Origin of the sequence: Kutzneria viridogrisea DSM 43870 (genome assembly GCF_000525635.1) — a bacterium.
Classification (GTDB): Bacteria; Actinomycetota; Actinomycetes; order Mycobacteriales; family Pseudonocardiaceae; genus Kutzneria; species Kutzneria viridogrisea.
Window position 1 is genome coordinate 1,436,149 of sequence record NZ_CP007155.1, and the last position, 20,798, is coordinate 1,456,946.

A 20,798-nucleotide genomic window follows, 5' to 3' on the forward strand; every position below is an offset into this window, starting at 1 on the left:
CCGGTTCACCCTCACTCCGGGGTGTGAACAGGTCAGCGGGGCGCCCGCGGCACCGCTAGCGTCGGATGACCGCCACCGCACCCGGGAGTACCGAGCCATGCTCAGCGAACTTCAGCGCAAGAACGTCGAATCCGTGTTCAACGCCCTCGACCACGACGGCAACGGCCTGATCGAACGCCAGGACATGACCATTCTCAGCGCGGGCATCATCGAGGTGTTCGAACTCGGCGAGGATTCCCCGCACCGCGCGGCCGTCACCGCCACGCACGAGGCCTGGTGGGAGCAGATCCGCTCCGGCGCCGACGCCGACGGGGACGGCAGCGTCACCAGGGCCGAGTTCACCGCAGCCGTCGACCGCGGCCTGCTGACCGATCCCGGTTACCTCGACGTGGTCACGGCCGCCGCCAACGCCTCCTTCGACGCCGCCGACATCGACCACGACGGCTTCCTCGACCGCACCGAACTCGTCGCCGTCTACAGCGGGGCGGGCATTGCCGCCGCCATTGCCTACTCCGCCTTCAACCAGATGGACACCGACGGGGACGGCCGGGTCAGCCGTGCGGAGTGGCAGCGCTCCGTGCACGGCGTTTTCACCAGCAGCGAGCCCGACATGCCCGGCGCCGACCTCCTCGGCAACGCCACCCAGCCGCAGTAACCGCGGCCGATCCGGCGGCGGCGCTGCCCGCAGGCTCACCAGTTCGCCGGTCGCGGCGACCCAGTGCGCGCCGGTAGTGGGCGGCCAGGCGCATCGCCTCACCGGCCACGGATGAGGCGCCAACCAGGTCGGCGGCTCTGACGCAGTCGAGGGTCTCCTGCACGGCAGTGACGTCCTCGACGTGGTGCAGCACCCCCACCACGTGCCCGCCAGGATCGGTCAGCGGCGAGTTGACTGGCGCCCACGTCGTGGGTACGAACGCGCTCGACCCGTCGGGGCTGGGGACGTCGTAGCGCTGCACACCCATGTCGCGCGGGGTTCCCTGACACAACACGGGTCAGGTTCCGAACCCCGGACGCGGCGGGATTGTCCGGGAAGGCGTCGAACACGAACGCGCCCAACAGTTCCTCGCTGTGCCGCAGCGGGTCGCCCAACCAGACCGAACAGCCCATGGGCGCGGCAGCCGATCGCCGCGACCACGACGGCGACCAGCCATCCGGGCCGCGTTGGTGGTGCAGGCCAAGCGGTGCCCGCGCAGCAGAGAGCCGGACCCCGCCCTACTCGGGGTCGCGCCGACGCAGCCGACCGCTCACGATCTCCGTCGCGACGGAGATGATCGATCGCCCTTCCGCGAAGGACCTGGCTTGGATGAGTGCGAGCGCGTCGGTGATCTTGCAGGCACAGTCCACCGCGACGATGCCGGCCGCGCGGTTCACCGTCGCTTGGTGATCGGACTCTTCCAGCAGCGGCAGTGGCACGGAGTCATCCTCACTGGCGGTCACCTCCTGGGCGCTGAGAACGGTGTGGGTCACGGCATCGGCGATCCTGTCGAGCGGGACGGAAGCGCGAGCCGGGAGCCGGTGCGGGTGGAACACGGCCAACGCGCCGAGACAGGATCTCGCCAAGTGCAGGGGAGCGGCAGCGGTCGCGCGAATACCCGCGTCGAGCATCGCCGAGCCGTAGAGCGGCCAGCGGTGTTGGAGTTCGCGGCCCTGGACGGCGATGAGGCGACGCTCGGTGACGGCGTCGTGCATCGGTCCCTCGGCGAAGGTGGTCTCCAGGTCGTGCGCGGTCTGGGCGAGGTCGTCCGAGGCGACCACCAGTGCCTCGCAACGATGGCTGTCGAGCAGTGTGATGACGGTGCTGTCCGAGCAGGTTGCCTCGGCCACGGCCGTGATGAACTCGGGCGGTCTGGCGCCTTCGTGGTCGCTCCACCTCTTCAGGTTCTCGACGTAAACCCCATGGATCTGCACGGCGATGAGATGGCGTTGTTCGATCGCGCGGTGGATCTCGGCCAACCTCCGGTGGAACGCGCGGAGCGATTCCGGGCCTTCCTGTGCCTGCGCCTCGTGCCGTTCGGCGATCGCGGAAGCCCGGGTCGCGCGTTGCCGTTGGGCAGCGGTGACACGCATCGCAGCGTGGATCTTTCTCCCGGTTCTCAAGGGCTCGGCCACCGACTCAGGCTCCTCTCGGCGTCACATCGTTCTCCGACGACCGGACGCACCGAGTCGATCGGGGGTCCTGGGAGGCCACCGCACCGCGGCCCGGAGGACACGTGCTGCCTGCCGGTCACCGGTCATGGATTTCCTCCATCAGCAGCACGATCCCTCCCTGCTCACTGTTCAGCGGCGAGCAGCTGACCAGACAGGTAATGCGCTGGCCTCTGCGGTTCACCGCGTCGATGCGGACCGCGGGCATCGGCTTGTTCTGCGTCAGGCAGTCCTCGATGGTGGTGTGGAGCTTTTCTGCCGGCAGGCCGATGTCCAGGGCGAAGAAGTCCTGCTGCTGCACCTCCGCTGCTCGGAGCCCCCACAACTCCTGTGCTGTCTGGTTCCAGCTGCGCACCCGCCCGTCCCGGTCGAGCACGACCACACCGACCGCGATGCTGGCGAGCACGCCCTCCAGGAAGGCCCACGCCTCCTCCAGTTCGGCGGTGCGGGTCCGCATCTCCTCGTTCATCGTCTCCAGCTCCTCGTTGCCGGACTGGAGTTCCTCGTTGGTGGTCTCCAGCTCCTCGTTGGTCGACTGGAGTTCCTCGTTGGTGGTCTCCAGCTCCTCGATGCTGGACTGGAGTTCCTCGTTGGTGGTCTCCAGCTCCTCGTTGGTCGACTGGAGTTCCTCGTAGGCCGTCTCCAGGTCTTCCCGGTATTGTTTGAGGTCCTGCTGGAGCCGCGTTGTGTAGGTGACGTCGATGAACGTGATCGCGGCGCCCATCGACTTGTCGTTGGTGCTCGCCAGCGGCTGGAGCACGATGTCGAGGTACTGGACCTCGTTGCCGCCGTGCGGGTGCTCCACCGCCGTGAGCCGGATGGTCCGCCGTTCGCTGCGCACCTGTTCGACCACCGAGCGCAGTTCCGTCGGGCGGTAGGACACCTCCAGGTCGCGCAGTGGGCGGCCCACGTCCTGGGCGCTGAGCCCGAACTGCGTCCGCGCCTGACTGTTGATCAGCGCGGCGTTCTCGTTCTCGTCGAGAACGATCATGGCATGGGGCAGCGCGTCGAGGGCGAGGTCGCGCAGCAGTCTTCGGCGGGAGGCGTTGGCCGCCTCGGTGCCCATCGCCCCCTCGAACCTGATCGGCATCGCACTGCCCGAGGTGCTGCGGCCGCCACGACGCTTGAACACCCGCCTGCGCATGCTGGTGATCTCGAACCTCTCGCCGTCGGCCAGCAGCATTTCCGCCTTGCCGAGGAAGAGGTAGGCGTTCTCACGCAGGGCGAAGTGGAACCGGTCGACGATCTGCTTCTGCGTTTCGACGTTGAAGTACATCAGCGTGTTCCGGCACGTGAGCAGATCCAGCCGGGAGATCGGCGCGTCGCGGGTGATGTCATGCCGACCGAAGATCACCTTGCGGCGGAGGTCAGGGCGGAACACGAACCGGGAGCCGTTCGGTTCGAAGTACTTGTTCCGCAATTCGGGTGTGAGCGGGCTCAACGCCTTCTCCGGGTACACCCCGGCCCGTGCGCTCGCAAGGGCGTCCTCGTCGACGTCCGTGCCGTAGATCTTCACCCGCTTGGCGCACTCCTCCACGCCGAGGGCTTCGGCGAAGACGATCGCCAGCGAGTACGCCTCCTGACCGCTGGAGCAGCCCGCGCTCCACACGCGGATCTCCTCACCCGCGTCCGCGAGCAGGACGGGAAGAACCTCGTGCTGCAGGAACGACCAGGTGTCACTGTCCCGGACGAAGCTGGTGACGTTGATCAGGATCGTGTTGAACAGCTGCCCGAACTCCTCAGCGCTGGCCTCGAGCAGGTCCCGGTAGTCGGTGAACTCCCGGATCGACACTTCCTGCATGCGCTTGCGGATCCGGCGCTCGAGAGATGACCGCTTGTACCCGGTGAAGTCGAACCCCCGCGCGTCGCGGATGAAGTGCAGCAGGCTCTCCAGTTCACTGTTGGCGGGCTCGCCGGAACTGGTGGTCATGGGAAGCTCCCCGTCTGGGCCAGACCGGTGAGCACACCGCTGATCTCCTCGATCGGCAACACGAAATCGACTGCCCCGGTCTTGATCGCGGCGTCGGGCATTCCGCTGAAATCAGCCGAGTCGGGATCCTGGGCGATCACCGTGCCGCCGCGGTCCTTCACCGCCCGCACCCCCATGGCGCCGTCGCTTCCGGTGCCGGTCAGCACGCACGCGATGGCCTGGGCACCGTACGCGCCCGCGATTGATTCGAACAACAGGTCGGCCGACGGGCGGAGGAAGTGCACCAGTTCGCTGCTCGAGAGCGTGAGCACTCCGTTGGTGTCCACGAGCAGGTGTCGGTTGGGCGGCGCGATGTAGACCGAACCAGGTTGCATGCGAACACCGTCCTGGGCGAGGACCACCCTCAGCTTGACGCGGCGGCCCAGGATGTCCGCGATCACCGTCTCGTGCCGGGGATCGAGGTGTTGCACGACCACCACCGGGATCCCGAACCCGGAGGGCAGTTCGCCGAGGACCCGGCCCAACGCCGTGACCCCTCCCGCTGAGGAGGCAAGGGCCACAATCCGATACGGCTCGGTCCGGACGTCGGCTTCGCCCGGGGTCGGCTGCGGCGTGTGCATCCCGCAAGCGTAGGCCTCGCCAGCGGAGCAAGGCAGGAGGCGAAGCCGATTGCCGGGCGGCGTTCGTGGCGGTCTACCGGGGCGGCACCGTTGTGCCTGCTCCCTTTTTCGCGTGGGGCTTGGGTTCTCGGCCGATCCGATTCGGCGCCAACAGGCCTTTGGCCACATCGCGACAACCCGACGCCGCCAGACCAGCGTCGTGCGGCACCCCCGCGACGGTTACTGGCCTGAGGTACCCGGCCCGGGCCACATCAAGCCAGTCGATGCGACGACACCGGCAGCGACATCGGCGAGCTCGCATCGGTTGGGCTGTGCTGCCAGGCGCAGGTTGTCCAGCGCCGTGTCCGCGTCGCAACCGAGCAGAGCCATGATCACGCCGATGGCCTGGTCGATCACGACCTGGCGCCGCAGGGCCTGTCGCAGTTGTGCGGTGACCGCGATCCGCCGCGTGAGGTGTGTCGCGGCGTTCAGCAGCAGTCCGGTGCTGTCAGCGGCAGCCTGCACCGCCAGCAGCGTCCGTGTGCTGAGCCGATCCGGTGTGCGTGAGTACAGGGCCAGCACGCCGGTCACCTTTCCATAGGCGCGCAGGGGATACGCGCAGAGGCTGTGCACCCCGGCAGGCAGTTCCCGCTGGGCATCGGACGCCCGGGTAGTCAGGATCGGCTGTCCGGTGCGCAGACACGCGAGGTGCGGTCCGTGTGCTGCGGTGTGCTGGATCCCGTCGATCAGCTCAGTCCCAGCGGAGAGCGCGGTCAGCACCTGTCCGTCGTGGTGCACGGTCAACAGCACCAGTGGCCGCTGGATCAGCGTTCGTGACACCGCATCCGCGATGTACCGCAGCGCCACCTCGATGTCGTCGGTGTCCAACAACACCGCTACCAGTTCCGCCACGACGGTGTCCATCAGTCCAGCGCCGCCGTGTCCGTCTTGGCTGAGCCACAAGTGCCCCCGCGCCATCTGTCGACCACTGAGGTGGACCCTTCGCCCGATCTGGGAGACTTGTCCCTCAGGGTGTCAGGAGAGGGCGTGAGCCGAACCGCCTGCCTGTGGCGGCATCGCGACAATGGCGAAATCTGGCCACCGGACAGGGCCGTAGCCGCACCCAGTCAGAAAAGCGAGCTTAGCTCGCGTATCAGCAGCGGGGAGCCCGGTGCCGAACAGCCCTGCCGGTCCGGGCGGGGTGTACTGGTCGGCTCCCAACTTCGCCGTCCTGTTCGCGATATCAACACTGTCCACGTGCGAGGCGGACAACCCCGCGAGCCTGGGGGTCACACGTCCTGGCAAGTCCAGTTCGGCGGCCTAGGCTGGTTTTGTGACCGCCAGTCCGCTTGCCGAATTCCTGCGCGCTCGTCGAGCGCAGGTGCGCCCCGCTGAGCTCGGCCTGTCCTCTTCCGGGACCCGCCGGGTTCCGGGACTGCGACGTGAGGAAGTCGCGGCGGCCGCCGGGATCAACGTGGATTACTTCGCCCGGCTCGAGCAGGGCCGTGAGCGCAACCCCTCGGCCCAGGTCGTCGAAGCGCTGGCCCGCGCGCTGCTCCTCGACGACGAGGCTCGTGCCCACCTGCACCGGCTCGCCGGCACGGTGGCTCCGGGCGGCCCGCCTGTCCGGTCGAAACCGCTTTCCCCGGAATTGGTGGCCCTGCTCGAGCACGGGGTGCGGGGACCAGCTCTCGTCCTCGACTCCCGGATGGACGTGCTGGCCGCCAACGTGCTCGCCCGTGCCTTGCACTCACCCTTCGGCAGGCTGGACAACCTCGCGCTCATGGTCTTTCTCGACCCCGCGGCGCGCGAGTTCCACCAGCCGTGGGAGCGTGCCGCCCACGCTGCGGTGGCGGATTTGCGCCGGGCGTGCGTGGCCGACACCGAGCACGCCCGGTTGGTGGAGCTGGTCGCGATCCTCACCCAGCACAGCCGGGAGTTCGCCAGCTTGTGGAGCAGCCGGCACGTTCGGGGCACCACCGCTGGTGCCGAGCGGTTCCGGCACCCCGAGGTCGGCGGCCTCACCCTGTACCGCCAGGGTTTCGACGTGCGCGACCACCCCGGCCTGCAACTGGTCGTCTACCTCGCGGAGCCGGGCAGCCCCGACGAGGAAGCACTTTCGCTGTTGGGGAGCCTGCACGCCACCCGGGAATCACCGGGCCGCCACCCCGCCTGAAGGCCGCGCCCGCACGACGGTCTTTGGTGGCCCTGCGGTGGATCGAACACGAAGCCCCGCGTCCTCGCCGTCGAGAAGGAGAAAAGTGATGTCCGTACCGGTGACGCCTTCGGCGCGAAACGTTTTCGTCCCGCACGCGTTCCCCGAAAAGCAGATCGACCTCGGCGAGGTCGTCCTCAACTACGCCGAGGCCGGCACGCCCGACAAGCCCGCGCTGCTCCTGCTGCCGGAGCAGACGGGGTCGTGGTGGAGCTACGAGCCCGCCATGGGCCTGCTGGCAGAGCACTTCCACGTGTTCGCCGTCGACCTCCGGGGCCAGGGACGCAGCACCTGGACCCCTGGGCGCTACAGCCTCGACAACTTCGGCAACGACCTGGTGCGGTTCATCGCGCTCGCCATCCGGCGGCCGGTAGTCGTGGCGGGCTGCTCCTCGGGTGGGGTGCTCGCCGCCTGGCTCTCCGCCTACGCGCTGCCCGGCCAGATCCGCGGTGCGCTCTGTGAGGACGCACCGTTGTTCGCCTCCGAACTCACCCCGGCCCACGGGCATGGTGTCCGCCAGGGTGCGGGTCCGGTTTTCGAGCTGTACCGCGACTACCTCGGTGACCAGTGGTCGGTGGGCGACTGGGCCGGATTGGTCGCAGCCGCCCAGGCGTCACCGGCCAAGATGATGAGCCTGTTCAAGATGCCCGGGGAGCCGCCGCAGAACCTGAGGGAGTACGACCCGGAGTGGGCCCGCGTGTTCTTCGAGGGAACGGTCGGGCTCCACTGTCCCCACGACCGGATGCTGTCGCAGGTGAAGACCCCGGTGCTGATCACCCACCACGCGCGCACGACCGACCCGGAAACCGGTGAGTTCCTCGGTGCCTTGTCGGAGCTACAGGCCGAACGGGCCCAGGCGATCATCCGCGCGGCCGGCGTCCCCGTGGACTACCAGTCGTTCCCCGATGCGGCGCACGCGATGCACACTACCGAACCGGCTCGCTACGCCGCGGTCCTGACGGCATGGGCCGCGAAACTGCCCCCGGTTGCCGACACCTCGCCCTCCGCCGCCGCAAGCGCACACGTGTGAACACACTGCACCGAACTCCTCAAGTAATGTCGAACGACGGCCACGCCCGGCCGTCCAGGACGCGAGACGTCCACATGGGACGCCGGGCTCCCGGTCGGTCCGGGGCGGACGCACTGCGGGAAGCCGTCGAAGGCAGATAAAACAAAAGGTGGGAATACCGGGGGTTAGATCAAGACTGACCTAACCTCTGGTATTCCCACCTACTACTTCTGTACGCCGCCAGGGACTCGAACCCCGAACCCGCTGATTAAGAGTCAGCTGCTCTGCCAGTTGAGCTAGCGGCGCTCATCAGGATCTCTCCTGCTGACGGGAGAAACATTAGCACAGGGGGCGCGCCGATTCCCAATCGGCTGGTCAGAGGCGGTCTTGCCTGCTCAGCGGCCTGTTGGTGATGATCCACTCCGAGGTGAGCCGGGTCACGGCCGTATAGTTGGCGGGGTACCACCGGGGGAACGCGAGGAGACAGGCGTGGGCCACGGAAGAACGCCCAGGACGCGTCCCCAGCAACAGCACACCCCGGTGCCGGGGCACTATCCGGTCCGATTCGGCGAGGCCGAGCTGGTGCGCGACCACGACCGGCCGGGTGGCTGGCTGCTGACGGTGGGCGGGGTCGCGCAGTCCTATGTGGACCTGGAGGACCCGGCGCACCTGGAGTTCGAGTACGTGCGCAGGATCGGCGACGTGGTGGACTGCCTGCCCCCGGACGGTGCACCGCTGGAGGTGCTGCACATCGGCGGCGGCGCGTGCACCCTGCCGCGCTACATCGCGGTGACCAGGCCGGGGTCGCGTCAGCTGGTGATCGAGGCCGACGGCGGGCTGGTGGACCTGGTCCGCGAGCAGCTGGACCTCAGGTCGGTGCCGAGGCTGCGGGTGCGGGTCGGTGACGGCAGGGAAGGCGTGGCGAGCAGGCACCCCGACAGCGCGGACCTGATCGTGCTGGACGCCTTCGAGCGGGCGCGGATGCCCTCGCCGCTGGCGACGCTGCAGTTCGTCACCGACGTGCACCGGGTGCTGCGCGAGGACGGCACCTACGTGGTCAACCTGGCCGACGGCGGCAACCTGCGCTTCGCCCGCAGGCTGGTGGCCACGCTGCGCGCGGTCTTCGGGCACGTGGCGGTGCTGGCGGAGCCGGGTGTGCTGCGCGGCAGGCGGTTCGGCAACCTGGTGGCGGTCGCGTCCCCGGCGCCGCTGCCCATGGCGCTGCTGGCCCGAAGAGCCGCGGCGGCCATCTTCCCGGCGCGCTGCGTGCCCGGGGAGGAGTTCAGCGGGGCGGCCGAACCACTGACCGACGAGTCCCCGGTGAGCTCCCCGGAGCCGCCGCCGGGCACCTGGGGACGTAGTTGAGCGTTGTTTCACACGTTCGGGGGAGCGTTTCCGGCGCCAGGACCGAGTAGACACTGCCTCGGTACGTCCGCTTGGGCGATTGCCCACCCCCGAACCACCTAGGAGCGAGCCCACCGGCGTGAACGACGACCCGGAGCAGCACGGCACTGGCACGCACTGGCGCGTCGGGCTGGCGCGCGCCTGGGCGGAGGAGCTGAGCACCACCGTCTTCGTGCCGATGTCCCAGGCGCGGGTGGAGCGCATGCTGGCCAAGCTGGTGGACCTGCTCGTGGACGCCCTGTGCGCGGACCCGTTCGACACCGGCCCACTGGGCGAGGTCGGCGCGGAACTGGTCGCCAGGTCCATCTCCGGCCGCACCACCCTGCCCACCACGCTCGGCCTGCTGGGCACCCGGCTGCTGGCGATGCCCGCCGAGCTGGCGCCAGCCGACCTGCCCGAGCGGGTGGTCGGCGTGCTCAGCGCGGTGGCGGGCGGGTACGCGGAGGCGTTGCGGGAGCGCACCTTCATCGGCCAGGAGAGCCTGAAGACCTCGCTGGTGCAGGCGAAGCGGGACACCGAGCGCACCCTCGCGGAGAGCGAGGCGCGGCTGCGCGCGATCTTCTCCTCCTCGGCGGTCGGCATCGCGATCAGCGAGCCGGACGGGCGGTTCCTGCAGACCAACGAGTCCCTGCGGGAGATCCTCGGTTACGACGCCACCGAGCTGAGCCAGATGACCATGCAGGACCTGCTGCACCCGGACGCGGCCGGGGACATCGGCGCGTGCTACGCGGAGGTGCTCGCCGACCGGCGCCGCCGTTTCCGCGAGCGGGGCAGGCTCACCCGCAAGGACGGCGAGGCAGTCTGGGCCTACCTGGCGGTCTCCGTGCTGCGCGACGACGCCGGAGCGCCCACGCACGTGGTGACCATGGTCGAGGACGTCACCGAGCTGCACCTGCTCGGTGACCGGCTCGGGCACCAGTCCCTGCACGACGCGTTGACGGGCCTGCCCAACCGGCAGTACTTCATGTCCACTGTGGAGGGTGTGCTCGGCGGCGAGCCGAGCTCCAGCCGGATCACCCTGTTCCACTTCGGACTGGACCGCTTCACCGTGGTCAACGACGGGCTGGGCCAGCACATCGGCGACCGGTTGCTGCGCGCGGTGGGCAAGCGGCTGGAGGAGGTCTTCGCCGAGGAGAAGGCGATGGTGGCGCGGCTGGGCGGTGACGAGTTCGCGGTGCTGCTGGAGAGCTCCGAGGACACACCGGGCGTCACCGAGTTCATCGGCCGGACCATGGCGCGGCTGGCCGAGCCGGTCTACCTCGACGGGGACGGCCTCGCCGTGACCACCTGCGTGGGCATCGTGGACCGGGTCGCACACGGCACGGACCCGATCGAGCTGTTGCGGGCCGGGGACATGACCCTGCACCGCGCCAAGCGCAGGGGCGCGGGCCAGTGGGACCTCTACGACCCGCAGCAGGACTCGGTGGACCGGGACCGGTTCCGGCTCGCGGCGACCATTCCCGGCGCCTTGCAGCACAACCAGCTCGACGCGCTGTACCAGCCGGTGCTGCGCCTGAGTGACGAGTCCATTCTCGCGCTGACCACCCGCGTCACCTGGACCCCGCCGGGCCGGCCGCTACACCGGCACGATGCCGTGCTCGCACTGGCCGAGGAGACCGGGGTGGTGCTGCCCGTCGGCCGGTGGCTGATGGAGCGGGCCTGTGAGCAGACGGGCGCCTGGCGCGACCGGTTCGGCGACCGGGTGCCGCCGGTGGTGGTGGACCTCTCGCCCAGCCAGGCGCGTGACCCCGACCTGGTCGGCGTGGTGCGCCACCTGCTCGGCAGGTCCGGGCTGGACGCGTCCTGGCTGCGGCTGGGCTTCGTGCTCGCCGGGGACGCCCAGGACGAGGAGATCATCGACAACGTCATGGTGCTGGCCGAGATGGGCCTGGGCACCGTGCTGTACCGCTTCGGCAGCGAGCACGTGGATCTGTTGCAGGCCATGGAGTTCCCGCTCAACGGCGTGGTGCTCGACCGCAAGCTGACCGACTCGCTGGTCGACGAGCACGCCGCGCTGGTCACCACGCCGGTGGTGACCGCGCTGGTGGACTTCGTGCACAGCTGCGGGCTGCCCGTGGCCGCGCTGGGCGTGAGCAGTGAGGGGCACCTGCAACGGTTGCGGTCCGTGGGTGTGGACGCGGGCCAGGGTGAGGTGCTGGTGCCCTCCAGTCCCGCGACCGCGATCACCGAGCGGCTGTCTCAGCTGCCGTAGGCCGTCAACTCGGCCAGGTAGCCGTCCCGCACCCGTGCGGGCAGCCAGGCGATCTCGAAGGCGTTGCGCTGCAACTGGATGACCTCCTGCCTGGTGAGGTCCATCGCCTCGTGCAGCGCGAGCAGGTTCTCCGTGAGGTAGGCGTCGAAGTAGGCCGGGTCGTCGGAGTTGACCGTCACCCGCAGCCCCAGGTCCAGCAGGCGCCGCACCGCCTCGTGGTGCAGCCGCCCGGTGACGAACCTGTTGGACACCGGGCAGACGGTCAGCCCGATGCCCCGGCGCAGCAGCTCCCCGGGCAGCTCGGGGTCGTCCAGCGCGTTGATGCCGTGGTCGATCCGGTCCACGCCGATCTCGTCCAGGCACTGCCGGATGTGGGCCACCGAGTTCTCCTGGTCGACGTCGCAGTGCGCGGTCAGCAGGTAGCCCTCGGCACGGGCCCGTGCGAACACCGCCGCGAACTTGGCGGGTGGGTTGCCGCGCTCGTCGGAGTCCAGCCCGACACCGATGATCCAGTCCCTGAACGGCAGGGATTCCATCAGCGTGGCCATGGCGTACTCGGCGGAGAAGTCGCGCAGGAAGCACATGATCAGCTCGGCACGCAGGTCGAGCAGCCGCCGCGCGTCCACCAGGGCACGGCGCAGCCCGCGCACGACCGTGCCGAACTCGACCCCGCGCGAGGTGTGCGCCTGCGGGTCGAAGAAGACCTCCGCGTAGCGCACCCGCTGGCTGTGCGCCTTGCTGAGGTAGGCCCAGGCGAGGTCGTAGAAGTCCTGTTCGGTGCGCACCACGCCGACCCCGTCGTAGTAGCCGACGAGGAAGGAGGCCAGGTCGTGGAAGGAGTACGAGGCGCGCAGCGCCGCGGCGTCGGGGTAGGGCAGGGTGACGCCGTTGCGCGCGGCCAGTTCGAACTTCAGCTCTGGTTCGAGCGTGCCCTCGATGTGCAGGTGCAGCTCGCACTTGGGCACGTCCCGGATGAACTCCGCAAGCTCGCTCATCAGAGCAGTCTGGCAGCCTCGGCCATCCGGTCCAGCCGCTCGAAGGGTTCCTGGTGCGGGCAGCTGGCGCACTTGGCGAAGCCCGCCTGGTAGATCAGGCAGCAGGAGACCCTGCGGACCAGCCGAACGGGCGGAGATCCCGCCCGAACGGCCACCTCCACGAACCTCGGCACCGGCATCGGCGCGCCGATCGCGGCCGCCAGCTCGGTGGCCTGTGCCGCGCCCCGGTCCGGATCGCCCAGCCCGCGCCAGGCCCGCAGCAGCACGTTGGCCAGCGAGTCGGCGGTGATCGCCCACAGCGGGCGCACCCGCGTGCCGGATGCCTCGGCCAGCACCGGCAGCACCGCGTCCAGGGCCGCGCGCAGCCGTCCGGGCAGCTCGTCCACAGTGGACAGCAGCCTGGTCGGCTGCGCGTTGAGCAGGCGGCCCTCGGGGTTGATGTGCAGCCGCACCCCGGACAGCTCCGGGTCGGGCGCGAGGTCGACCTCGGCCAGCCTGGTCAGGAACGGGGTGAGCAGGATCGAGCTGGTGGTGTACCACCAGAGCGTGCCCGCGACGCGCCGGTCCGCGGTGGCCCACTGCCGCCCGGACAGCGCGACCAGTTCGGCCACGACCCCCGGGTCGGTCAGCGCGTCGGCGGTCACGATCCGGTCAGCCATGGGACAGGAACTCCGCCAGCGCGACCACGGAGTCGGCGTTGCGCACGCCGGAGACCCAGTTGGCGTAGGGCAACACGAAGAAGCGCTTGTGCGCGATCGCGGGCAGCCCGGCCAGTTCGGGGCGGGAGAGCAGGAACTCGGTCATCTGCTGTGCCTGCGCGTCGTCGTTGGCGTCGATGGTGATCACGTCCGGACGGCGCGCGACGACCTCCTCCCAGGAGACGTGGATCCAGCTGTCCGCGACCTCGCCGAACACGTTGCGGCCACCGGCACCCGAGATGATCGAGTTCGGGGCCGCGAACCTGCCCGAGGACAGCGGTTGCTTGTCACCGCAGCAATCGTAGTGGAAGACCTGCGGCGCCGCCGCGCCCGGCTTGCGCGCCCCGGCGATCTTGGCGCGCTGCTCGGCGACCAGCTTCTCCGCCCGCTCGGGGACGCCGAAGATCCGGCCCAGGTTGAGCAGGTCGGTGAAGGCGGCCTCGATGGGGTCGACCAGCCCTCGGTTGGTCTTTCCCTGCTGGCGGCAGGCCTCGGTCAGCTGGTAGGTGGGCACGCCCAGCGCGGCCATGCTGTCCGGGGTGACCCCGCTGGCCTCGCTGAACCCGTAGTTCCAGCCCGCGAACACCAGGTCGGGGGAGGCACCGAGCACCACCTCCTTGCTGATGTACTTGTCCGACAGCCGCTTGACCGAGGCGAACTCCTTGGCATACGGGGACTTCACGTTCTTGTCCTCGATGCCCGCGTACCCGGCCACATGATCGGCCAGCCCGAGGGCCAGCAGCATCTCGGTGGTGTTGATGTCGTTGCTGACCACCCGGGTCGGCACCTTGTCGTAGGTGACCTGGCGGTCGCAGTTGGTGATCGTCACCGCCTGCCCCGCACCCGCCGGGGTGGGCGCGGGCGTGGTGCCGCAGCCCGCGAGCAGGGCGGCCAGCGCCACCGTGACGAGCACGCGTCTCATGGATTCTCCTTGCTGGGGAACAACAGTTGGGGTCGGCCGCTGGCCGGGTGGGCCACCAGGTGCGGGCGCACGCCGAACACCTGCTCGACCAGGTCCTCGGTGAGCACCTGCTCGGGAGTGCCCGCCGCCACGACCAGTCCGGCCCGCAGCACGTAGATCCGGTCGCAGTAGCCCGCGGCCAGGTTGAGGTCGTGCAGGGCTGCCACGGCGGTCATGCCCAGCCCGGTCAGCAGGCGCATCAGCTCGTGCTGGTAGCCGATGTCCAGGTGGTTGGTCGGTTCGTCGAGCACGACGAGTTCGCCGTTCTGGGCCAGTGCCCTGGCGATCAGCGCGCGCTGCCGCTCCCCGCCGGACAGGGTCAGTACGCTGCGGTCCGCCAGTTCGGTCAGCCCGACCAGGTCCAGCGCCCGCTGGCAGGCCTCGGCGTCCTGCGCGCCGCCGCCCTCGTGCGCGAACCGGCCCATGGTCACCACCTCGCGCACGGTGAAGTCGAACTCCATCGGCGAGTCCTGGGCCACCACGGACATCCGCCTGGCAACCTGCTTGGGCGGCAACGAGAACAGGTCCTCCCCAGCCAGCCAGACCGCACCGCCGGTGGGCCGCAGCGCGCGGAACACCGAGCGCAGCACCGTGGTCTTGCCGCTGCCGTTCGGCCCGACCAGGCCGACCACCTCACCGCGTGCCACGGCCAGGCTCACGTCCCGCACGATGGCCTGGCCACCGACCTCGTAGCGCAGCCCGCGCGCGTCGAGCAGACTCACGAGACCTCCTCGCTGGTACTCGTCGCTCTCACGACGCCACCCCACCGAAGGCGTAACTCCTGCGCCGCAACAGGAACAGGAACACCGGCCCGCCGAACACCGCCGTGATCACACCCAGGGGCAGTTCCTCGGGCGCCACCACCATGCGGGCCGCCACATCGGTCCACACCAGGAACAGGGCGCCGAGCAGCGCGCTGGCGGGCAGCACCCTGCGGTGCCCGGCGCCGACCAGCAGCCGCACCAGGTGGGGCAGCATCAGCCCGACGAACCCGATCGCCCCGGCAGCCGCCACCACCGCACCGGTGACCAGGGCCGTCACCAGGTACAGCCCGGTGCGCACCGCCCGCACGTCCACGCCCAGTGTGCCCGCGGCCTCATCGCCCATGGCCAGGGCGTCCAGCGCTTTGGCTTGCACGGCAAGGTATCCGAGCCCGAGCACGGCGGCGATCGCCGGGATGAGCAGGTTCTGCCACGAGGCGCCGCCCAGGCTGCCCAGCAGCCAGAAGATCGCCGTGCGGGCGCCCTCCGCGTTCGGCGCCAGGTAGATCAGCAGGCTGGTCATCGCGGAGAACACGTAGGCCATGGCCGTACCGGAGAGCACCAGCCGCAGCGCTGGCAGCCGCCCACCGGTCCTGGCCAGCGCGAACACCGCCAGCATCGCCGCCAGCCCGCCGAGGAAGGCGCCCGCGGTCAGGGCCCAGCTGCCCAGCCAGGCCAGCGCCCCGAACAGCAGCACCGAACTCGCGCCCACCGAGGCCCCGGAGCTCACGCCAAGCAGGAACGGGTCCGCCAGCGCGTTGCGGACCAGTGCCTGCACGGCGACCCCGGTGGCCGCGAGGCAGGCGCCGGCCACCGCGCCCAGCAGCACGCGCGGCGCCCGGACCTGCCATACGATCGCGTCGCCAGGTTGGGTGACACCGTGAGTGGCATGACTGGCCAGTACGGAGAACACCTCGCCGACGGACAGTGACACCGGACCGAGCGCAACCCCGAACAGCAGGGTCACGAGCAGTAGTGAGGCCATCGCGATCAGTAAGAAGGTGAACCGGGCCCGGGGTGCGAACGGGGCCGAACTGCGTGCAGCAGGCATCGGGTGCCGGCCTCCAACACCTCGTGGGGGTCTTCGCGTGCCGTGGCCGGTCTCCTGGCTGACGGGTACTTCGACCACGGCTTGCCTTCCCAGGTGCTGCCACCCAGTGACCCCGGTTCGCGCCGGGTACGCCGTGGACTCCCGATCACAGTGGCGAGGGCCGCTCCGGTACCGCACCGGATTCCCGTCACCACGGCCTGGTCACGGTAAGGAGCCGTCGGCCGCGCTGTCAACGTGACCTGGTTGGGGGACGCGTGAGTTGACAGGCGGGCGTGCGGTCGGGAGCATTCGCGCAGGCGAGTCGGGGAGTGAGCGGTGACCCAGCTGCGTCAGGTCCAGATCGTTGTTCCGGTGGCGGATTCGGGGTTCGAAAGCCCGTTGCCCCCGTTGACGACAGGTTCGGGAACTGTGGTGCTGCCCTGGCCGAGACCGGCCACCGACCTGTCCTGCGCGCGCTCCAGAACCGTCCCGGCCCTGGTGCTGGAGAACGAGCTGGTCCGCGTGACCGTCCTCACCGGACTGGGTGGGCGGCTGCATTCGCTGTGGCACAAGGAGGACGAGCGCGAGCTCTCCGCCAACCTGCCGGTGTTCTCCCCGGCGGGCGGCTCGCTGGTGTACGCGGCCACAGTGGACGGTCCCGGCGGGGACCCGGTGCTGCGACTGTGGGAGTGGGACCAGGTGCTGGACCTGCCCTACCAGGTCGACTTCTGGCTGCCCGCCGGATCGGACCGGCTGCACGTGGGCACCCGGGTGCGGGCCGGTGACCCCCGGCCAGGCTGGTGGCGTTTCGCCGACGACGAGCCCGCCGAGCTGCTGTGCGCCGGATCTGGTTGGGGTGCACTGGAACTGTTCAGGATGAAGACCTCGCTGCGGCCAACCCCGTTCTCCTGCCTGGGTTTCGAGCAGCAGCCCTGGCTGGACCTGTTGGCGGGCAACATGCCTGCTGGTGATCCGAACAGTGCTCCTGGCCGCAGCCTCGTCGGCAGGCACTGGCGCTACCTGCTGGAGCGCGCACCGGAGAACTGGCTGTCCGCGTACCACCTGGGCACGGCCCGCTGGTTCGCCCGCGACCTGGAGGGTGCGGTCGCCGCCTGGCGCCGGTCCATCGAGCTGGCGGTGTCCCCGTGGGCGATCCGCAACCTGGCCGTGGCCGAGTACCACCGCGGCCACGTGGTGGAGGCCGCCGAGCTGCTGACGGCCGCTGCCTGGTCGGCGCCCCAGGTCCCGCAGCTGTGCGAGGAGGCCCGCGGCCTGCTGCTCGTCACCGGCCAACCCGCCGAGGCCGACGCCCTGCGCCAAGTCCAGACCCGCCCCTGACCGCGAGTCCCGCAAGCGCAAACACGCCGTACCGGAAGCGCCGACACGCGGTACCGGAAGCGCCGACACGCGGGGCACAGCGCGTGTCGGCGCTTCGCGTACCGCGTGTCGGACGTTCCCGTACGGTGTGTTTGCGTCAGGCGAACGGGCGGATGTGGGCGTTGGCGGCGAGCAGGGCGGCGCGGACCTGGCGTGCGATCCGCACGGCGCCCGGGGTGTCGCCGTGCACGCACAACGACTGGGGCCGCACGTCCACCTCCGAGCCGTCCACGGCGATCACGGTGCCCTGCAAGGCCATTCGCGTGCAGCGGGCCACCACCTCCTCGGCGTCGTGCACCACGGCCCCGGGCAGTCGGCGGGACACCAGCGAGCCGTCGGGGTTGTAGGCGCGGTCCGCGAACGCCTCACGCACCGTGGTCAGCCCGGCGGCCTCGGCCTGCACGAGCCACTGCGAACCGGGCAGGCCGAGCACCGGCAGTCGCGGGTCGTAGAGCCGCACGGCCTCCACCACGGCGGCGGCCTGCTCGGCGTGCGTGACGATCGCGTTGTACAGCGCGCCGTGCGGCTTCACGTAGCGCACGCGGGTACCGGCGATGCGCGCGAACCCGTCCAGCGCCGCGATCTGGTAGACGACGTCGTTGGTCAGCTCCGCGGGCGCCACGTCGATGAACCGCCTGCCGAACCCGGCCAGGTCCCGGTAGCCGACCTGGGCGCCGATCACCACGCCCCGTTCGGCGGCCTGCTCGGTGATGCGGCGCAGCACGGTGGGGTCGCCCGCGTGGAAGCCGCAGGCCACGTTGGCACTGGACACCAGGTCGAGCAGGGCCTCGTCGTCGCCGAGCTGCCAGATGCCGAAGCCCTCACCGAGGTCGGAGTTCAGGTCGATCGCGGTCATGAGGTGCAGTCTCGCACCTGGGGCGCCGTGTGCAGAAATAGAGCACTTTCTGCACAATAGTGCTTGTTAGCGGATGTTACGAACATTAACAGTCGCCAGAACTCTTGACGGGCTCGCGCGCGCACGCCACCATCGGTCAGCGAGAGATCCGATGTATCCCTGCCGAACGGAGGATCCCCTCGTGCGCTTGCCCGGTGCGCGCAGGATCGCGGGTTGCTTCGTCCTCGCGCTGAGCACCCTGTTCCCCATGCCCGCCAGCACCGCCGAGGAGCAAGTGCCGGTCTCGCCCCAGGTCGTGCCGATCAGCCCGAACGACACGCCCGCGCAGATCATCGCCAAGGCGGCGCAGGTGGTGCCCTCCCCGCGCCAGCTCGCCTGGCAGCGCCAGGAGCTGACCGCCTTCGTACACTTCGGGGTCAACACCTTCACCGGGCGCGAGATCGGCACCGGCCAGGAGAGCCCCGAGGTCTTCCAGCCCGACCAGCTCGACACCGACCAGTGGATGAACGCCCTGCGGGACGCGGGCTTCCGCAAGGTGATCTTCACCGCCAAGCACCACGACGGCTTCCTGCTCTACCCCTCGCACTACAGCGGCTACGGGGTCGCGGCCAGTTCCTGGCGTGCGGGCAAGGGCGACGTCGTGCGGGCCTTCACCGACTCCGCCAGGAAGTTCGGCCTCGCCGTCGGCATCTACCTGTCCCCGGCCGACCTGCACGAGGCGCTGCCCGGTGGCCGCTACGGCAACGGCAGCAGGGCGGTGCCCACGAGCATCCCGGAGAACCCGGCCGACTCGACCGGCCGCACCTTCCCGGTGACCGCCGACGACTACAACCGGTACTACCTCAACACGCTCTACGAGCTGCTCACCCGGTACGGCAAGGTGGACGAGGTCTGGTTCGACGGCTTCAACCCGATCCACGGCAAGTCGCAGACCTACGACTTCCCGGACTGGATCAAGCTCGTGCGCGCGTTGCAGCCCGAGGCCGTGATGTTCGGCGGGGTCGACCTGCGCTGGGTCGGCAACGAGGACGGCACGGCGCGTACCGGCGAGTTCAGCGTACTTCCCTTCCACGGCAAGGCGGACGGCGCGCAGGACCTGCCCACCGTGGCCGCCGACGAGTCCGCGGCCGACCTGGGCAGCGACGCCGTGCTAGCCAAGGCCGGTGGCGGCGACTTCCTCAAGTGGGCGCCCGCGGAGTGCGACGCGCGGCTGGAGTCCACCTGGTTCTGGCACCCCAACCAACCGCCCAAGTCCCTGGACTCGTTGGTGGACATGTACTTCGACTCCGTGGGCCGCAACTGCCAGCTGCTGCTTGACGTGCCGCCGGACGACCACGGCCGGTTCACCGCCGCGGACGTCGCACGGCTGCACGAGTTCGGCGCGCGGATCAGCGGCATGTTCGCGCACGACCTGGTCCGCTCGACCAGCCGGGAACCGGACGGGTCGTTGGTCGCCGAACTCGTTGGCACCAAACGGGTCGAGGTCGTGTCGGTGGCCGAGGACCTGCGCGCGGGGCAGCGCGTCACCGGGTTCGAGGCACAGGCGTGGAACGGCTGCGCCTGGTACCCGGTGGCGACTGGCACGGCGGTGGGCAACAAGCGCTTGCTACGGCTGAGCAAGCCGGTGGACACGAGCAGGCTGCGGGTGCACGTCACCTCGGCCAGGGCCGCGCCGATGATCAAGCTCGGCGCGTACGGCTAGGGCAGCAGACCGGCCCGACGTGCGGCTACCACCGCGGCGATCCGGGAATGGCAGTCGAGCTTGCGCATCGCGCTGCGCAGGTACGCCTTGACCGTCTCGGGCAGCAGGCCCAGCTGGTCGGCGGTGGCTGCGTTGGTCTGCCCCTGGGCCACGCAGGACAGCACGTCCAGCTCCCGCGGCGACAGGCTGGGCGGCTCCTCACCGGTACGGCTGCCGGAGGCCGAGGCCAGCTTGGCGCACACCTCGTGCACCCGGTGCCGCAGTCCCTGGTCGGTCAGCTCCTGGGCGAGCACGCGCAGTTCGGCGTGGGCGGAGCGGACCTCCTCCCAGCCGGGACCGCTGCTGGGCGCGGGCTTCTGTGCCTGCTCCATGCGCCTGCGCAGCTCGTCCCGCACGGCCAGGTTCTGCTCCAGCTCGCGCGCGGCCTCCACGGCCTGGGTGATGATCCGGTCGCCCAGGGGCAGCGCCTGGCGCAGCGCCCCGTAGAGCATGGCGCGCACCGAACGCTGCACCACCACCGGCACGGCCAGGATCGAGCGCAGCCCCTCGGCGCCCACCGGCCGGTCGTACTGGTGGCTGATGGTCTGCGCGTTGGAGTAGTCGGTGACGGCCAGCGGCCTGCTCATCGCCAGCGCCTTGCCGCCCAGCCCGCGCCCGGTGCAGACGGCCAGGCCCAGCAGCGAGTTGGTGGTCGTGCCGGACAGCTCCGACAGGTGCAGCTGGCGACGGTCGGTGACCACCCCGCCGAAGGCGACCGGCAGACCGGTGGCCCCGCGCAGGGCCAGCAGTGTGCGTCGGATCTCGGCGGCGTCCTCGGCGGTCATCTGCTCACCTCCGTGCTCTCGCCCCCGTCCGGGGGTAGCGGGCGTGCTGGGTTCGTCACACCATCGCATCAGAGTAGGAC

At 70.1% G+C, this 20,798-nt stretch carries 18 protein-coding genes, 1 tRNA gene and 1 riboswitch; of the genes, 7 read left to right on the forward strand and 12 right to left on the reverse strand.

Going from position 1 to position 20,798, the window contains the following annotated elements:
* The first annotated feature begins 97 nt into the window (after window positions 1-97).
* Window positions 98-655 carry an EF-hand domain-containing protein gene (locus KALB_RS06680; protein WP_025354949.1) on the forward strand — a complete coding sequence of 186 codons (558 nt, stop codon included), beginning with the start codon at window positions 98-100 and terminating at the stop codon, window positions 653-655.
* 557 nt (window positions 656-1,212) lie between these two features.
* Here the strand turns inward: KALB_RS06680 and KALB_RS06685 are convergent.
* The 4 genes from KALB_RS06685 to KALB_RS06700 form a co-directional block, all read right to left on the reverse strand.
* A complete protein-coding gene (locus KALB_RS06685; RefSeq protein ID WP_025354950.1) occupies window positions 1,213-2,109 on the reverse strand; it encodes a GAF domain-containing protein in 897 nt (298 codons plus the stop codon).
* A gap of 115 nt (window positions 2,110-2,224) precedes the next feature.
* Complete coding sequence (locus KALB_RS06690) at window positions 2,225-4,075, reverse strand: CheR family methyltransferase (RefSeq protein ID WP_025354951.1); 1,851 nt, start codon at window positions 4,073-4,075, stop codon at window positions 2,225-2,227.
* Complete coding sequence (locus tag KALB_RS06695; protein WP_025354952.1) at window positions 4,072-4,695, reverse strand: chemotaxis protein CheB; 624 nt, start codon at window positions 4,693-4,695, stop codon at window positions 4,072-4,074. The genes KALB_RS06690 and KALB_RS06695 overlap by 4 nt, the downstream gene beginning before the upstream one ends.
* Before the next feature lie 219 nt (window positions 4,696-4,914).
* Window positions 4,915-5,598, reverse strand: a complete 684-nt coding sequence (locus KALB_RS06700) for a GAF and ANTAR domain-containing protein (RefSeq protein ID WP_025354953.1) — start codon at window positions 5,596-5,598, stop codon at window positions 4,915-4,917.
* Between the two features lie 409 nt (window positions 5,599-6,007).
* Here KALB_RS06700 and KALB_RS06705 point away from each other — a divergent pair, with 409 nt between their 5' ends.
* Entirely contained in the window at window positions 6,008-6,850 is an 843-nt protein-coding gene (locus tag KALB_RS06705) for a helix-turn-helix transcriptional regulator (RefSeq protein WP_025354954.1), read from the forward strand.
* Window positions 6,851-6,938: 88 nt separating this feature from the next.
* The gene (locus KALB_RS06710; protein WP_025354955.1) at window positions 6,939-7,919 is read left to right on the forward strand and encodes an alpha/beta fold hydrolase; all 981 of its coding nucleotides are present in this window, start codon (window positions 6,939-6,941) and stop codon (window positions 7,917-7,919) included.
* A 212-nt stretch (window positions 7,920-8,131) separates the two neighbouring features.
* Here KALB_RS06710 and KALB_RS06715 read toward each other — a convergent pair.
* Window positions 8,132-8,204 (reverse strand) — tRNA-Lys (locus KALB_RS06715).
* 183 nt (window positions 8,205-8,387) lie between these two features.
* Between KALB_RS06715 and KALB_RS06720 the strand changes: the two genes are divergently transcribed.
* Both KALB_RS06720 and KALB_RS06725 read left to right on the forward strand, forming a co-directional pair.
* Window positions 8,388-9,263 carry a spermidine synthase gene (locus KALB_RS06720; RefSeq protein ID WP_042220275.1) on the forward strand — a complete coding sequence of 292 codons (876 nt, stop codon included), beginning with the start codon at window positions 8,388-8,390 and terminating at the stop codon, window positions 9,261-9,263.
* Window positions 9,264-9,381: 118 nt separating this feature from the next.
* Window positions 9,382-11,514, forward strand: coding sequence for a putative bifunctional diguanylate cyclase/phosphodiesterase (locus KALB_RS06725; protein ID WP_025354957.1), 2,133 nt, complete (start codon window positions 9,382-9,384; stop codon window positions 11,512-11,514).
* Here the strand turns inward: KALB_RS06725 and add are convergent.
* From add to KALB_RS06750, 5 genes are read right to left on the reverse strand one after another with little or no spacing between them, the layout of a single operon-like run.
* Window positions 11,502-12,509, reverse strand: a complete 1,008-nt coding sequence (gene add / locus KALB_RS06730) for an adenosine deaminase (RefSeq protein WP_025354958.1) — start codon at window positions 12,507-12,509, stop codon at window positions 11,502-11,504. The genes KALB_RS06725 and add overlap by 13 nt on opposite strands.
* Complete coding sequence (locus KALB_RS06735; protein WP_025354959.1) at window positions 12,509-13,168, reverse strand: (2Fe-2S)-binding protein; 660 nt, start codon at window positions 13,166-13,168, stop codon at window positions 12,509-12,511. The genes add and KALB_RS06735 overlap by 1 nt, the downstream gene beginning before the upstream one ends.
* Entirely contained in the window at window positions 13,161-14,129 is a 969-nt protein-coding gene (locus KALB_RS06740; RefSeq protein ID WP_025354960.1) for an ABC transporter substrate-binding protein, read from the reverse strand. The genes KALB_RS06735 and KALB_RS06740 overlap by 8 nt, the downstream gene beginning before the upstream one ends.
* Complete coding sequence (locus KALB_RS06745) at window positions 14,126-14,890, reverse strand: ABC transporter ATP-binding protein (protein WP_236650190.1); 765 nt, start codon at window positions 14,888-14,890, stop codon at window positions 14,126-14,128. The genes KALB_RS06740 and KALB_RS06745 overlap by 4 nt, the downstream gene beginning before the upstream one ends.
* 28 nt (window positions 14,891-14,918) lie before the next feature.
* Entirely contained in the window at window positions 14,919-15,914 is a 996-nt protein-coding gene (locus KALB_RS06750) for a FecCD family ABC transporter permease (protein ID WP_236650191.1), read from the reverse strand.
* 93 nt (window positions 15,915-16,007) lie between these two features.
* Window positions 16,008-16,190, reverse strand: a riboswitch (cobalamin riboswitch).
* A 105-nt stretch (window positions 16,191-16,295) separates the two neighbouring features.
* Here KALB_RS06750 and KALB_RS06755 point away from each other — a divergent pair.
* Window positions 16,296-17,297 (forward strand): tetratricopeptide repeat protein, encoded by a 1,002-nt coding sequence (locus KALB_RS06755; protein ID WP_148309377.1) that lies wholly within the window; start codon window positions 16,296-16,298, stop codon window positions 17,295-17,297.
* Between the two features lie 136 nt (window positions 17,298-17,433).
* Here the strand turns inward: KALB_RS06755 and KALB_RS06760 are convergent, their stop codons facing one another.
* Window positions 17,434-18,192 carry a LamB/YcsF family protein gene (locus KALB_RS06760; protein WP_025354964.1) on the reverse strand — a complete coding sequence of 253 codons (759 nt, stop codon included), beginning with the start codon at window positions 18,190-18,192 and terminating at the stop codon, window positions 17,434-17,436.
* Between the two features lie 181 nt (window positions 18,193-18,373).
* Between KALB_RS06760 and KALB_RS06765 the strand changes: the two genes are divergently transcribed.
* Complete coding sequence (locus tag KALB_RS06765; RefSeq protein ID WP_025354965.1) at window positions 18,374-19,894, forward strand: alpha-L-fucosidase; 1,521 nt, start codon at window positions 18,374-18,376, stop codon at window positions 19,892-19,894.
* Here the strand turns inward: KALB_RS06765 and KALB_RS06770 are convergent.
* On the reverse strand, window positions 19,891-20,718 hold the full coding sequence (locus KALB_RS06770) for a LuxR C-terminal-related transcriptional regulator (protein ID WP_025354966.1): 828 nt from the start codon (window positions 20,716-20,718) through the stop codon (window positions 19,891-19,893). The two genes, KALB_RS06765 and KALB_RS06770, sit on opposite strands and share 4 nt — an antisense overlap.
* Window positions 20,719-20,798: the final 80 nt, after the last annotated feature.

Excerpts from the sequence above, each read along its gene's own strand:
- KALB_RS06760 (WP_025354964.1), bottom strand. The coding sequence starts at position 18,192 with ATGACCGCGATCGACCTGAACTCCGACCTCGGTGAGGGCTTCGGCATC.
- KALB_RS06710 (WP_025354955.1), top strand. The coding sequence starts at position 6,939 with ATGTCCGTACCGGTGACGCCTTCGGCGCGAAACGTTTTCGTCCCGCAC.
- KALB_RS06740 (WP_025354960.1), bottom strand. The coding sequence starts at position 14,129 with ATGAGACGCGTGCTCGTCACGGTGGCGCTGGCCGCCCTGCTCGCGGGC.
- KALB_RS06680 (WP_025354949.1), top strand. The coding sequence starts at position 98 with ATGCTCAGCGAACTTCAGCGCAAGAACGTCGAATCCGTGTTCAACGCC.
- add (WP_025354958.1), bottom strand. The coding sequence starts at position 12,509 with ATGAGCGAGCTTGCGGAGTTCATCCGGGACGTGCCCAAGTGCGAGCTG.
- KALB_RS06735 (WP_025354959.1), bottom strand. The coding sequence starts at position 13,168 with ATGGCTGACCGGATCGTGACCGCCGACGCGCTGACCGACCCGGGGGTC.
- KALB_RS06700 (WP_025354953.1), bottom strand. The coding sequence starts at position 5,598 with ATGGACACCGTCGTGGCGGAACTGGTAGCGGTGTTGTTGGACACCGAC.
- KALB_RS06690 (WP_025354951.1), bottom strand. The coding sequence starts at position 4,075 with ATGACCACCAGTTCCGGCGAGCCCGCCAACAGTGAACTGGAGAGCCTG.
- KALB_RS06770 (WP_025354966.1), bottom strand. The coding sequence starts at position 20,718 with ATGACCGCCGAGGACGCCGCCGAGATCCGACGCACACTGCTGGCCCTG.
- KALB_RS06695 (WP_025354952.1), bottom strand. The coding sequence starts at position 4,695 with ATGCACACGCCGCAGCCGACCCCGGGCGAAGCCGACGTCCGGACCGAG.
- KALB_RS06750 (WP_236650191.1), bottom strand. The coding sequence starts at position 15,914 with ATGGCCTCACTACTGCTCGTGACCCTGCTGTTCGGGGTTGCGCTCGGT.